Origin of the sequence: Agrobacterium sp. FDAARGOS_525 (assembly GCF_003938925.1) — a bacterium.
GTDB classification, from domain to species: Bacteria; Pseudomonadota; Alphaproteobacteria; order Rhizobiales; family Rhizobiaceae; genus Agrobacterium; species Agrobacterium pusense.
Genome location: NZ_RKIU01000003.1, coordinates 522,755 through 535,376, shown reverse-complemented (window position 1 = coordinate 535,376; position 12,622 = coordinate 522,755). Strand labels below are relative to the sequence as shown.

The following is a 12,622-nucleotide window of genomic DNA, read 5'->3' as shown; positions in this document are numbered from 1 at the left end:
GGAGCAGGTCGTTCATCTATTTTACTTCGTCGCATGATCCGGACGTAAAACCGCTACGCACTTTTACTGGACATGCTCAAAATGCGAAATTTCAGTGGTTTAACTGGTCAACGAAAGTCTTGAACTCCGAACAGACGGATGAGACCCATCCGCCGCCCTCTCCTTGATAAAGCCCCGTCCAGCCGACGCCGGCGGGGAAAACATGCTGCCTAACGCTAACGCCTGAGGCGATGAGGCGGTCTCCGTAATTGACCGTTTCGTCGCGCAGAGGGTCGTCCTCGGCGGTAAAGATCAGCGCCGGCGCCACCCGGTTCAGCCGCGTGCACTGGCAGGGTGCGGCATAGGGGTGAAAAAACCCGCACGCCTTGGCAAGGTAATGGCTCCAGCCATCCGCCCAGCGCTGGCGCATACCGATCCTGTCCGCGTCGCGGAAGGATTCCGTCGTCATCATCGGATCGATCATGGGCGACAGAAGTATCTGACCGGCAAGTTTGCCCGGCATGCGGTCACGGGCCTTCAAGGCAAGCCCCGCCGCCACATTGCCGCCTGCCTCTTCGCCGGCCACGAACAGCTGCGATTTCGCGCCGCCATAATGCTTGCGATCCCGGCTCAGGCGATCGAGCGCTTCGTAAGCGCAGTCGATAACCATCGGAAACTCGTTGCCGGAAGGCCTGCTGTAATCGGCCTCCACGACCACCGCGCCGCTTTCTGCAAGCGCGCGCGCGACCGGAAGTTCCGGGCAATTGCCGCCCGGCTCCAGGCCGGGTTCCAGAAACGAACCGCCGCGCAGATAAAGTACGACGGGCGGTTGGCTGCACAGGCTCGAACCTTCATATCGGCGCACGGAAAGCTGGGACGCGAAGCCCCCACAGCTTTTGATATTCTCCCAGTGCGCGTTCATCTGATCCGGTCCCGTTGCACCACCTTGAGCAGTGCATCACATTTGCAAAATCTGAAATTCATATTATTGTTCGGGGAAAAACGATCAAGTATGCCAAAATGAAAACACTATTCCAAAAAGACGGATAATCTCATCATGGATCAGCTCTCCGCCATGCGGGTTTTTACGCGTGTCGTGGAAACCGGCAATTTCAGCCGCGCCGCGACAGCGCTGAACATGCCGAAAACCACGGTCACCAATATGGTCCAGGCGCTCGAGGCGCATTTGCAGACCACGCTTCTCAACCGCACGACGCGGCGAGTGATGCTGACAACGGACGGCGCTCTCTATTATGAGCGTGCATCGCAGATTTTATCGGAAATAGAAGAACTTGACGGCAGCATGTCCAGCGCGCAGGTGCAGCCATCCGGCCGGTTGCGCGTGGAAATGGCCGGTGTCTTTGCGGACCTTGTGGTTATCCCACATCTTTGCGAATTTTACCAGCGCTATCCGCAAATCCGTCTCGATCTCGGTGTCGGCGACCGTCTGGTCGATTATATCGCGGAAAATGTCGACTGCGCGCTACGCGTAGGCGTGTTGCGCGATCAGTCGCTGATTGCCCGAAAAGTAGGCGAACTCCGGTTCGAAACATTTGCGTCGCCGTCCTATATCGAAAATTTTGGCATGCCGCGAGAACCGGAGGACCTGGAGAAGGATCATCTGTCGGTGGGTTACCTCAATGCCACCACCGGGCAGATCATGCCGGCCTCCTTCGACAATGGCATACGCAGCGTCGAGTTGACGCCCAACTACGTCGTTTCCGTCAATGACAGCCGCACCTACTTGAATGCGGCGCTCGCCGGCATGGGCATCGTGCAGCTGCCGATCTTCATGGTGCGCGACGCCCTTTCGCGCGGAGAGCTGGTGCCGGTGCTTTCCGAATGGCGACGGGAGGCGATGCCGATCTATGTCGTCTATCCCCAGACCCGGCACGTGACCAACAAGGTCCGCGTATTTGTCGACTGGCTTGCGAAGCTGGTACATGGGCTGGTGTGATAATCAGCGCCCGACCCTTGCGGCAAGGAAATCTATGAAGGCGCGCACGCGGGCTGCGAGATGCTCATGGCCGGCATAAACCGCGTGGATCACCTCCATGTCCTCGGCGCTATAGTCTTCCAGTACGGGAACGAGCAGGCCAGCCCTAATATCGGGTTCGACGTGGAATTCACCGACCCGACCGAGCCCAAGCCCCGATAGGCAAAGCCTGCGCATGGCCATGCCGCTATTGACGGAGGCATTGCCCGTGACTGGCAGGCGATAGACATCGGCAGAACCGGGGTCGCGGAACGGCCATTCATTGAGATTGCGACTGAAATTGAAGCTCAGGCAATTGTGCCGCGCCAGATCCTGCGGCGTTTCCGGCATGCCGTATTGTTCGATATAGGTGGGGGAGGCGACGATAACGCGGCGTACTTCCTTCAGCTTTCTTGCCTTCAGCGATGAATCGCCCATGGCGCCGGAGCGTATGGCAATGTCCGTGCGTTCCTCGATCAGGCTGATGACACCGTCAGTCAGCGAAATATCCAGCTCGATTTCCGGATAAAGCGACAGGAATTCCGGTGCAAGCGGCAGGAGATAACGTTCGCCGAAGCCCAGCGTCGCGTTGACCCGTAGCAGCCCGCGCAGCACCACCTTGCCGCCGCTCGCCACGATCTGCTCGGTCTCGGCTATGTCGGCGAGAATGCGTCGGGCCCGCGCCAGATAGACCTCGCCCTCCGGCGTAAGCGTTACGAGCCGGGTGGAGCGTGCCACCAACCTGGTGCCGAGACGGTCTTCGATACGTGTGACAAGTTTGCTGACGGCCGAGGGCGAAAGCTTCAGCCTGCGCCCGGCGGCTGAAAAGCTTCCGAGTTCCGCCGCCGCCACAAAGACTTCCATCTCTCCGGCCCTGTTATCCATCGCGCATCACCTATGAAATCAATTCAAAGGTATTTATCCGGCTTTGCCGATTATCATGCAAGTCCCCTTTGCCCATATTGCGCTCATACAATTTGATCCAACCGGGCAGCCCCAAGCTGTCCAGAAGGCCCGCGATCCAGCTGCGGGCGAAGAGGTATTCGTCATGCCATTGGCCATATTTGCCCTGACGATCGCGGCCTATGCGATCGGAACAACGGAGTTCGTCATTGTCGGTCTGCTGCCGACTGTCGCAAACGATCTCCATATCACCCTGCCGCTCGCCGGTCTCATCGTCAGTGTCTATGCACTGGGTGTGACGTTTGGTGCGCCGATCCTGACCGCATTGACCGGCAAGATAGAGAGGAAGCCGCTGCTGCTCGGCCTTATGGCCCTGTTCATCGTCGGTAACAGTCTCGCAGCACTTTCACCCAATTATGAGATGCTGCTGGTCGCCCGCGTCATTGCCGCCTTCTCCCATGGCGTCTTTTTCTCGGTCGGCTCCACCATCGCGGCCGATCTCGTGCCGGAAAACCGTCGCGCCTCGGCCATTGCCATGATGTTCATGGGCCTTACGGTCGCCATCGTCACCGGTGTTCCGCTCGGCACCTATATCGGCCAGGTCTTCGGCTGGCGCGCAACTTTCTGGGCCGTTGCTGCCCTCGGTGTCATTGCCTTCCTCGGCATTGCAGCGCTTCTCCCGAACACACTCAAGAAGGCGCCGCCGGCAAGCTTGCTCGATCAGGTCCGTGTTCTCGGCTCCGGCCGCCTGCTCATCGTCTTCGCCATGACCGCGCTTGGTTACGGCGGCACCTTCGTCGCCTTCACCTTCCTTGCGCCAATCCTGCAGGATGTGACCGGATTTTCGGAAAAGAGCGTCAGCCTTATCCTCGTGCTTTACGGTATCGCCATCGCGGCCGGCAACATCGGTGGCGGCCGGATCGCCAACCATAATCCGGCCAGGGCGCTGATTGGCCTCTTCCTGGCGCAGGCCATCGTGCTGCTCGTCTTTTCCTTCACCGCGGTTTCGCCGGTGCTGACGCTCATCACGCTTGCCGCGCTTGGTTTCCTCTCCTTCGCCAATGTTCCCGGCCTGCAGCTTTATGTGGTGCAGCTTGCCAAGGAGCATCGTCCCGGCGCCGTCGATGTCGCTTCGGCGCTCAACATCGCCGCCTTCAACCTCGGCATCGCCATCGGCGCGTGGCTCGGCGGTCTGGTGGTGGAATCACCGTTGGGTCTTGGAGCCACACCCTGGGTTGGCGCCATCCTCGTCGCGGTTGCCCTGCTTCTGACCATCTGGAGCAGCGCGCTCGACCGCCGCGCCGCGCTGACGCTGAAAACTGCCTGAGCTTTTCATGAAATACCCGGCCGCTCCCAAGCCGGCCGGGCCACCTCGAAGGAGAAAATATATGTTTGATGTCACTGCAAACGGCGCGTCAATCCCGGCGCTTGGTTTCGGCACGTTTCGCATTCCCGGCCCCGATGTGCTGCGTATCGTTCCCCATGCGCTGAAGGCCGGGTTCCGCCATATCGATACCGCCCAGATCTATGGCAATGAAGCCGAGGTCGGTGAAGCCATTGCTGCTTCGGGCGTTACGCGCGGCGAAGTGTTTCTCACCACCAAGGTCTGGGTCGAGAACTACAGGCACGATGCCTTCCTCGCCTCTGTCGATGATAGCCTGAAAAAGCTGAAGACCGACCATGTGGACCTGCTGCTGCTGCACTGGCCGAACGAGGCGGTTTCGCTTGCCGAGCAGATCGGCGCGCTGAACGCGGTGAGGCAGGCCGGCAAGGTGCGCCATATCGGCGTTTCCAACTTCAGCACGGCGCTGATGGCCGAAGCGGTGAAGCTGTCCGATGCCCCGATCGTGACCAACCAGATCGAATACCACCCCTACATCGATCAGGATGTGGTTATCGCCGCCGCCAAAGCTGCGGGCATGTTGGTGACGGGTTATTACGGGATGGCCGATGGTAAAGTGTTTGACGATCCGGTGCTGAAGGAGATTGCCGCGGGCCGTGGCAAGTCGGTAGCACAGGTGGTTCTGCGCTGGCTCGTGCAGCAGCAGGGCGTCGTCGCCCTGTCGAAAACGGTGAGTGAGGCCCGGGTCGAGGAAAATCTCGCCATCTTCGACTTCGAGCTTTCGGCAGATGAAATGGCGGCAATCCGTGCGCTTGCAAGACCGGACGGCCGCATCGTTTCGCCGGAAGGGCTTGCGCCCGTCTGGGACGAGGCCGCCTGACGATGAGGGCCGGGGAGAGAACTCTCTTCCCGGTTTCTTTGCGCGAGAAATTTTCGCGTATGGCGATGCGCCTCGCATCGGGCATGCCAGAGATTTATCGGCCTGTTCTGGAAATTTGGAGCGGGCGAAGGGATTTGAACCCTCGACCCCAACCTTGGCAAGGTTGTGCTCTACCCCTGAGCTACACCCGCTCAAATCCACCGGTCCGGGGTAGTATGCTGAACCGTGGGCCGCCGAAGCGGCGACGGGTGCTATATCGCTCAATCGTTTTTGGAATGCAACAGTTTCTTTTGCGGTTTCGGTGGAAATCCGCCCGCCTTCGAGTTTATCTGCCCTTCCGGGAAGCGGCGGGCTCGGACGCCATGGATATTTGAGCGAAGATATTGTTTCATCTGGTTTTTATTGCCGTCTCACAATGGAGCGCCCAGATGCGGTGCCAGGAAATAATCTATTTACATTTGGTTAAAATCTGATTCGACAAGTGATTCGTTCGGGTGTACAAATTTCCTGTCCACGAAAAAAAGAAACGATACTTGGCATATCATCAGGAGGATGAGCCTTGTCGTATGCAGCTTTTGAACGGGTTGGCGCACAATTGTCGCCGGAGCAGATCACCGATCTGCAGAATATTTTCGATGGCGTATGTTTCGAGTGCCTTCAAGATCGCAGCAGCCACGTTGCCAACGAGTGCGCGGCGGTTCTTATCCGCAGCGCCCAGCGTGGCATTCTCGACCATGAGATGTTGCGGGACATCGGGCTTGCCGTTTTGCGGCGGCACTGATGGCTGAGAAGAAAAAAAGCGCCCGGATATCCGGGCGCTTTGTTTTTGAAGTGGGCGGATTTCCGCTCAGCTCTTTTCCTGCACATGCGCTTCGAGGAACCAGAGCGCCTTGTCGAGATCGCGCGAGGCGGCGGTGAAGATGTCGGCTGTCGTGGGGTCGCCCGCTTCATCGGAATCGTCTATGGCCTTGCGGATCATGTTGGCCACATCGCCATAACGTTCGATCAGGGCGTCCAGATGGTCATGGATCTTGTAGATGTCGGTCGGATAGGCCTTGAGCTTGGTTGTCGAGGAGACCGATTGCAGGCTGCCGAGCGCCGTGCCGCCAAGCTGGACCACACGTTCGGCAATCGTGTCACCATGATTGTCGAGCTGGGTGCGGAACGTATCGAGAAGTTCATGCACGGCGATGAATTGCGGGCCTTTCAGGTTCCAGTGCGCCTGTTTGGTGATGAGCGCAAGGTCGATCACCGAAGCCAGCGATTCGTTTAGAATGCCGATAACGGTCGACTTGGCGTTTGAAGGCAGGTCGTTCTTCGTCTTGTGCGTCTTCATCGATGTCTCCTGAAGTTGCGGACGGAATGCCGCTTTGGAAAAGTCCGTCGATTAACGTGCGGGCCTGTGGCCCTGTTCCATGTTAGGCGACGGGACAGCAAAAATCCTGCACAATCATCATGTCATTCGTAAAACAGGCAGATGCGCCGGCCGTCTATCTCACTGACGCTGATCGGCATGTCATAGATTTCCTTGAGAATATCGGGACGGATGATCTCTTCCGCAGGACCCTGATGACAGATGCGGCCCTCGCGCATGGCGATGATGGTGTCGGAATACCAGGAGGCGAAGTTGATGTCGTGCAGAACCAGAACCACGGTCTTCTTCAGCTCGTCGGCCGCCTTGCGCATGATTTTCATCATGCTGGAGGCGTGTTTCATGTCCAGGTTGTTGAGCGGCTCGTCAAGCAGCACATAATCCGTATCCTGGCACAGCACCATGGCCACGAAGGCGCGCTGGCGCTGACCGCCGGACAGTTCGTCCAGAAACCGGTCGGCCAGATTTTCAAGGTGCAGATATTCAAGCGCCCGGTCGATATGGGCCTTGTCCTCGATGGTGGGGCGGCCCTTGGAGTAGGGGTAGCGGCCGAAGCCGACAAGGTCGCGCACGGTCAGGCGCGAGGAGATGTGGTTGTCCTGCCGCAGGATGGAGAGCCGCTTCGCCAGCGTATCGGAGGGGGTTTTCGTGACATCCAGCCCGTCGACCGAGACGGTTCCCGTATCCATGGACATCAGCCTTGCGACGATGGACAGGAGCGTGGATTTACCCGCGCCGTTCGGCCCGATGATGGAGGTGACGCCCCCTGCCGGGATGGAAACCGAGACGCCGTCGATGACGACGCTGTCACCATAGGATTTGCTGATCTGACTGGCGATGATCATCGCGCACCTCGTTTCAGAATGAGACCGATAAAGACGATGCCGCCCAGAAATTCGATGATGATGGAGAGCGCCGTATCGAAGGCAAAAACCCGCTCCAGCACAACCTGACCGCCGACGAGACAGATCACGGCGATGAGGATCGCCGCAGGCAGCACATAGGCATGCTTGCCGTTGCCGGTGAGATAATGGGCGAGGGCCGCGACCAGCAGGCCGAAGAACATGACCGGGCCGACGAGCGCAGTGGAGACGGCAACAAGTACGGAGACCAGCACGAGGATGACGGTCACGGTGTACTTGTATTCGACCCCGAGGCTGATGGCCGTCGCGCGGCCGAGCGAGAGCACGTCGAGCGTGTGCATCAGGCGCAGCCCGATAATGGTCAACACGCCGATGATGATGGCGGAAACAGTGAGCAGCGTCGGATCGATGGAATTGAAACTGGCGAAAAGCACATCCTGCAGCACCGTGTATTCGTTCGGATCGAGGACCCGCTGCATGAAGCCCGAGAGGCTGCGGAAAAACACGCCGAAGACGATACCGACCAGGACGAGAAGATGCAGGCTGCGTTCCGCTCCGACAAAAAGCCAGCGATAGAGCAGGGCGGAAAAGGCGACGAGCAGCCCGGTTTCCACCAGAAATTTCACTTGAGGATCGATCATCACGACTGTTGCCGAGCCGAAGACGAAAATCAGCCCGGTCTGCATCAGCACGTAGAGTGAATCGAAACCCATGACCGAAGGGGTGAGGATACGGTTGTTGGTGACCGTCTGGAACAGTACGGTGGAAACGGCGATGGCGTAGGCCACCAGCAAAAGCGACAGGAGCTTGATGCCGCGAAACGGCAGCACGAAACTCCAGCTTCCCCTGGCGCCGAGCGTCATGAAGGCGGTCATGGAAACGAGCGCCAGTGCGGCAAGCACAAGCAGAACGATTTTTGCGCGCCTGTCAGGGTTTCTCTCACGCATGGTTGCGTTTCCGCAGCAGGAGATAGAGGAACAGCGCGCTGCCGATGACGCCGACCACGGTTCCGATGGGTATTTCGTAAGGCGCGCGCACCGTCCGGCCGATGATGTCGCAGGAGAGCACAAAGACCGCGCCGAGCGTCGCCACCCATGGCACCGAGCGGCGCATATTGTCGCCGATCATCAGGCTCACGACATTCGGCACGATGAGGCCCAGGAAGGGGATCATGCCCACCGTCACCACCACGACAGCGCTGACCAGCGAAACGATGGTGAGGCCGAGCGCCATTACCCGGCGATAGTTGAGGCCGAGATTGGTGGTGAAGTCCCGGCCCATGCCCGCCACAGTGAAGCGGTCGGCGGCGAGATAGGCGGCGATGGCGAAGAGAAAACCGATCCACAGCAACTCATAACGGCCGCGCAGTACGCCGGAAAAATCCCCCGTCATCCATGCCCCGAGCGATTGCAGCAGATCGAAGCGATAGGCGAAGAATGTGGTGACGGCGGAAATGACGCCGCCAAGCATGATGCCGATCAGCGGCACCAGCAGCACGTCGCGCAGCGGCACCTGCCGCAGGATGCGCAGGAACAGCGCGGTGCCGGCGAGAGCAAAAGCTGCTGCCACCAGCATCTTGCCGAAGATCGGTGTATCCGGTGCCAAAAGGGTGACGGCGAGCAGGCCGAGGCCGGCGGATTCCGTCGTGCCTGCCGTGGAAGGTTCCACGAAGCGGTTTCGCACCAGCATCTGCATGATGAGGCCGGCAATCGCCATCGAGCTTCCCGCAAGGATCAGCGCGAGCGTGCGCGGAATACGGCTGACGAGCAGCACACGCAGCGCGTCTGCACTCGTGTCGGGTGCGAAAAGCGTTGCGAGCGAAACGTTGCTCACGCCGACGAACAGGCTGGTGATGGCGAGCACCAGGGCTAGCAACAGGACAAGGATGAGAGACAGGGATTTCACGTTGGCGGTTTTTCGTAAATGGTAAAAGCTCCCCGTAACCTGGCAGGCTGCCGAAACAGGTGTCCGACCTCTCCTTGGTCATCTTCTGGCTTGACCCGAGGATCCACAACCTGACGCGCGATGGATCCTCGGGTCAAGCCCGAGGATGACGTCGAGTATGGAGCAGCCTTCAGAAGCGCATGCCTAGAGGCTTTTACGATTTCTTGTCGGAGACAGCCTTGTAGACCTGATCGAGCAGGGTGGTGAGCGCCGTATAACCGCTGCTGACGATATAGGCCGCCTGGGGGTCGAGGTAAACGATCTGCTTTTTCTTCCAGGCGTTGGTCTGGTGGACCAGTTCGTTATCCAGCACCTGCGCGGCCGCCTTGCCGGGATCGGTGGCGCGGCCGATGCCGGCATCGCGGTCGATCACGAACAACCATTCCGGATTGACCTCGGCAAGATATTCGAAGGAGACGACGTCGCCGCGGTCGAAACGGTCATCAATGTCTTCGGCGACCGGCTTGAAGCCGATTTCGGTGTGCAGCCAGCCGGTGCGCGAGCCTGGGCCATAAACGCCGACCTTGCCGGCATTGGTGACGAGGATCATCGCCGTTCCGGAATTGGGGGCGATCTCTTTCAGCTTCGCCACCTTTTCATCGATGGCGGCATCGAGCTTTTGGGCTTCTTCCTGCTTGCCGAAGATATCGCCAAGCTTGGCGATGTTGGCTTTCACGCTGCCGATGAATTCCTTGGAATCCACCGACATGTCGATGGCCGGTGTGATCTTGGCAACATCCGGATATTTTGCCCGCGAACGGCCGCCAACGATGACGAGATCGGCCTCTGCCGCATTGATCGCCTCGTAATCGGGCTCAAACAGCGTGCCGACCTTCAGATATTTCCCGTCGGCATATTTCTGCAGATAGGTCGGCAGGTTGGAGCCGACGACGCCCGTCGGCTCGACGCCGAGTGCATCGAGATTGTCGAGCGAGGGAACATCAAGAACCAGAACCTTTTTCGGCGCGGCTTTCAGCACGGTCTCGCCCTGGGCGTGCTTGATCGTCATTTCCTCGGCGCTTGCGGTCATCGCGCCAAGGCTGAAGGCCGCTGCCGCCAGCAGCCGAACGGGGAAGGTGAAGTTGATGGCCACGAATATGTCCCTTGCGAATGGTTCCGGACCGGCGGATAGCTTTCCGTCGGGTTAACTTGATGTCCGTTATCAGCTTTATTGGCAAGGCGGGCGGAAATCAAAATTATGTTTTAGAATGGTTCTGAATTGCCGTGAGCGGGAAATGCGGGGGCAGATGAAACATCTGCTCGAACCTCTTCCCCGTCATGCTCGGGCTTGACGCGAGTATCCCATTGCGGTGGTGGTGATGGATCCTCGGATCAAGTCCGAGGTGACGTTGAGGGGAAGGAAAGGCCGGCGTCACTTTGGTCGGTGCCTTTTACCCGTCTGTTTTACCCATCACGACCAACGTGGCAGCCGCTGTCAATCCGGTGGCCAGTCGCCGACGATTTCGCGCCTCTCCAGTTTCAACGATCGGTCCGGCTGCACCCGGTAAGTCTCGATCGCCAGCCTTCCGTCGCCCATCACGAATTCGTTGCTGAGCGTACTGCCGACGGGGGACTTTGTCAGTTTGGTACGGGGCTGCCCGCCATAGGTGATACTGCCGGGAATGGGTTCCACATCGGGGGCGGCGGTAGTGCAACCGGTTAAAGCAAGGATGGTCAGGATTGCAAGGCTGCGCATGACAGGGTTCCTCAGAGGGTTTCATAAAATCTATGCCGCCCCCAACCTCGCCGCAATCCATAACGTTCCATAAAAAAGCCCCGTATCCGGAGATACGGGGCCAGTTGCCTTGGGAGGTTCTTTGGTTCTCAATCCTCGTTGGCGGCAAGCTGCGTCAGCACCTCGCCACGGCCGCGGATACGCATGATGAGCGGAATGATGAAGGCGGCTGCCGCGACGATGAACAGGCCAACGGCAATCGGCGAGGTGAACAGCACGGTCGGGTCGCCCTGGCCGATGGCCAGTGCGCGGCGAAGCTGCTGTTCGGCGAGCGGGCCAAGGATGAGGCCGACAACCGCAGGCGCAATCGGATACCCGAAGATGCGCATGATGTAGCCGAGGATGCCGAAGGCGAGCAGCATGCCGAGTTCGAACACCGACGGGTTGGCGCCGATGGTGCCGAGCGTTGCGAATAGCAGGATGCCGGCGTAAAGCCAGGGCTTCGGAATTGTCAGCAGCTTTACCCACAGGCCAACGAGCGGCAGGTTGAGTACCAAGAGCATCAGGTTGGCGATGAAGAGGCTGGCGATCAGGCCCCAGACCAGCTGCGGATTGGTGGCAAACAGCAGGGGCCCGGGCTGCAGGCCGAACTGCTGGAAACCGGCGAGCATGATGGCCGCTGTTGCCGTCGTCGGCAGGCCGAGCGTCAGGAGCGGCACCAGCGTACCGGCAGCCGAGGCGTTGTTCGCCGCTTCCGGACCCGCAACGCCTTCAATCGCGCCGTTGCCGAATTCTTCCGGATATTTGGTCAGCTTCTTTTCGGTGGCATAGGACAGGAACGTGCCGATTTCAGCGCCGCCGGCAGGCATCGCGCCAATCGGGAAGCCGATCAGGGTGCCGCGCAGCCAAGCCTTCCACGAACGCGCCCAGTCCTGCGCGCTCATCCAGACCGAACCCTTGACGGCTTCGACCTTGTCGTCGCCGCTCTGGCCCTGCGCCACGATGAACAGCGTTTCGCCGATGGCGAACATGGCGACCGCAAGCGTTGTAACTTCCACGCCGTCGAGCAGGTCGGGGATGCCGAAGCTCATGCGGGTCTGGCCGGTCAGCTGGTCGATGCCGACGATGGCCAGCGCAAAGCCGATGAACAGCGAGGTGAGACCGCGCAGCGCCGAATCCCCGAAGGCGGAGGAAACGGTGACGAAAGCCAGCACCATCAGTGCGAAATATTCGCGCGGACCGAAGACCAGCGCCAGCTTGACGATGTAGGGCGCGACGAAGGCGAGCGCGATGGTGGCGATGAGGCCGGCCACGAAGGAGCCGATGGCGGCGGTGGCGAGGGCCGGGCCGCCTCTGCCCTTGCGGGCCATCTTGTTGCCTTCGAGCGCGGTCACGATCGAGGCGCTTTCGCCCGGCGTGTTGAGCAGGATGGAGGTGGTCGAACCGCCATACATGCCGCCATAATAGATGCCGGCGAACATGATGAGCGAACCGGCAGCGTCGAGCCGGTAGGTGACGGGCAGGAGCAGCGCGACGGTCAAGGCGGGGCCGATGCCGGGCAGAACGCCGACGGCGGTGCCGAGTGTCACGCCGATCAGCGCATAGAGCAGGTTCATGGGTTGGGCGGCAACCTCAAGACCGTGCAGCAGGAATTCAAAGGTACTCATGGACAGATGTCCCCCTGTCGAG

General features: G+C 59.7%; 13 protein-coding genes and 1 tRNA gene. 4 read left to right on the top strand and 10 right to left on the bottom strand.

Annotation, left to right across the window (positions count from 1 at the left end; genetic code table 11):
- Positions 1-91: 91 nt before the first annotated feature.
- Positions 92-901 (bottom strand): alpha/beta hydrolase fold domain-containing protein, encoded by an 810-nt coding sequence (locus tag EGT36_RS03925; protein ID WP_125270068.1) that lies wholly within the window; start codon positions 899-901, stop codon positions 92-94.
- A 135-nt stretch (positions 902-1,036) separates the two neighbouring features.
- Here EGT36_RS03925 and EGT36_RS03920 point away from each other — a divergent pair, with 135 nt between their 5' ends.
- Positions 1,037-1,936 (top strand): LysR family transcriptional regulator, encoded by a 900-nt coding sequence (locus tag EGT36_RS03920; RefSeq protein WP_004443468.1) that lies wholly within the window; start codon positions 1,037-1,039, stop codon positions 1,934-1,936.
- Between the two features lie 3 nt (positions 1,937-1,939).
- Here the strand turns inward: EGT36_RS03920 and EGT36_RS03915 are convergent, their stop codons facing one another.
- A complete protein-coding gene (locus tag EGT36_RS03915; protein WP_125270067.1) occupies positions 1,940-2,839 on the bottom strand; it encodes a LysR family transcriptional regulator in 900 nt (299 codons plus the stop codon).
- A gap of 163 nt (positions 2,840-3,002) precedes the next feature.
- On the opposite strand from EGT36_RS03915, the gene EGT36_RS03910 reads away from it, so the two are divergent.
- Both EGT36_RS03910 and EGT36_RS03905 read left to right on the top strand, forming a co-directional pair.
- Positions 3,003-4,184: an MFS transporter gene (locus tag EGT36_RS03910; RefSeq protein ID WP_037091953.1), complete on the top strand. Its 1,182-nt coding sequence runs from the start codon at positions 3,003-3,005 to the stop codon at positions 4,182-4,184.
- A gap of 61 nt (positions 4,185-4,245) precedes the next feature.
- Positions 4,246-5,079, top strand: coding sequence for an aldo/keto reductase (locus tag EGT36_RS03905; protein WP_037091866.1), 834 nt, complete (start codon positions 4,246-4,248; stop codon positions 5,077-5,079).
- Between the two features lie 116 nt (positions 5,080-5,195).
- Here the strand turns inward: EGT36_RS03905 and EGT36_RS03900 are convergent.
- A tRNA-Gly gene (locus tag EGT36_RS03900) sits at positions 5,196-5,270 on the bottom strand.
- Positions 5,271-5,638: 368 nt separating this feature from the next.
- On the opposite strand from EGT36_RS03900, the gene EGT36_RS03895 reads away from it, so the two are divergent.
- Positions 5,639-5,860, top strand: a complete 222-nt coding sequence (locus tag EGT36_RS03895; RefSeq protein WP_004443464.1) for a hypothetical protein — start codon at positions 5,639-5,641, stop codon at positions 5,858-5,860.
- Positions 5,861-5,926: 66 nt separating this feature from the next.
- Here the strand turns inward: EGT36_RS03895 and dps are convergent, their stop codons facing one another.
- The 7 genes from dps to EGT36_RS03860 form a co-directional block, all read right to left on the bottom strand.
- Positions 5,927-6,415 (bottom strand): DNA starvation/stationary phase protection protein Dps, encoded by a 489-nt coding sequence (gene dps, locus EGT36_RS03890; protein WP_004443462.1) that lies wholly within the window; start codon positions 6,413-6,415, stop codon positions 5,927-5,929.
- A 122-nt stretch (positions 6,416-6,537) separates the two neighbouring features.
- Positions 6,538-7,296: an iron ABC transporter ATP-binding protein gene (locus tag EGT36_RS03885; RefSeq protein WP_037091860.1), complete on the bottom strand. Its 759-nt coding sequence runs from the start codon at positions 7,294-7,296 to the stop codon at positions 6,538-6,540.
- Entirely contained in the window at positions 7,293-8,261 is a 969-nt protein-coding gene (locus EGT36_RS03880; protein WP_037091857.1) for an iron chelate uptake ABC transporter family permease subunit, read from the bottom strand. Before EGT36_RS03880 ends, EGT36_RS03885 begins: the two co-directional genes overlap by 4 nt.
- Positions 8,254-9,219, bottom strand: a complete 966-nt coding sequence (locus EGT36_RS03875; RefSeq protein WP_004443456.1) for an ABC transporter permease — start codon at positions 9,217-9,219, stop codon at positions 8,254-8,256. The genes EGT36_RS03880 and EGT36_RS03875 overlap by 8 nt, the downstream gene beginning before the upstream one ends.
- A 193-nt stretch (positions 9,220-9,412) precedes the next feature.
- Positions 9,413-10,351 carry a siderophore ABC transporter substrate-binding protein gene (locus EGT36_RS03870; protein ID WP_035210455.1) on the bottom strand — a complete coding sequence of 313 codons (939 nt, stop codon included), beginning with the start codon at positions 10,349-10,351 and terminating at the stop codon, positions 9,413-9,415.
- 342 nt (positions 10,352-10,693) lie between these two features.
- A complete protein-coding gene (locus EGT36_RS03865; protein ID WP_004443453.1) occupies positions 10,694-10,954 on the bottom strand; it encodes a hypothetical protein in 261 nt (86 codons plus the stop codon).
- 128 nt (positions 10,955-11,082) lie between these two features.
- A complete protein-coding gene (locus EGT36_RS03860; RefSeq protein ID WP_004443452.1) occupies positions 11,083-12,600 on the bottom strand; it encodes a tripartite tricarboxylate transporter permease in 1,518 nt (505 codons plus the stop codon).
- Positions 12,601-12,622: the final 22 nt, after the last annotated feature.

Coding starts and splice junctions, on each gene's coding strand:
- EGT36_RS03880 (WP_037091857.1), bottom strand. CDS start 8,261: ATGCGTGAGAGAAACCCTGACAGGCGCGCAAAAATCGTTCTGCTTGTG.
- EGT36_RS03885 (WP_037091860.1), bottom strand. CDS start 7,296: ATGATCATCGCCAGTCAGATCAGCAAATCCTATGGTGACAGCGTCGTC.
- dps (WP_004443462.1), bottom strand. CDS start 6,415: ATGAAGACGCACAAGACGAAGAACGACCTGCCTTCAAACGCCAAGTCG.
- EGT36_RS03905 (WP_037091866.1), top strand. CDS start 4,246: ATGTTTGATGTCACTGCAAACGGCGCGTCAATCCCGGCGCTTGGTTTC.
- EGT36_RS03920 (WP_004443468.1), top strand. CDS start 1,037: ATGGATCAGCTCTCCGCCATGCGGGTTTTTACGCGTGTCGTGGAAACC.
- EGT36_RS03860 (WP_004443452.1), bottom strand. CDS start 12,600: ATGAGTACCTTTGAATTCCTGCTGCACGGTCTTGAGGTTGCCGCCCAA.
- EGT36_RS03915 (WP_125270067.1), bottom strand. CDS start 2,839: ATGGATAACAGGGCCGGAGAGATGGAAGTCTTTGTGGCGGCGGCGGAA.
- EGT36_RS03865 (WP_004443453.1), bottom strand. CDS start 10,954: ATGCGCAGCCTTGCAATCCTGACCATCCTTGCTTTAACCGGTTGCACT.
- EGT36_RS03925 (WP_125270068.1), bottom strand. CDS start 901: ATGAACGCGCACTGGGAGAATATCAAAAGCTGTGGGGGCTTCGCGTCC.
- EGT36_RS03910 (WP_037091953.1), top strand. CDS start 3,003: ATGCCATTGGCCATATTTGCCCTGACGATCGCGGCCTATGCGATCGGA.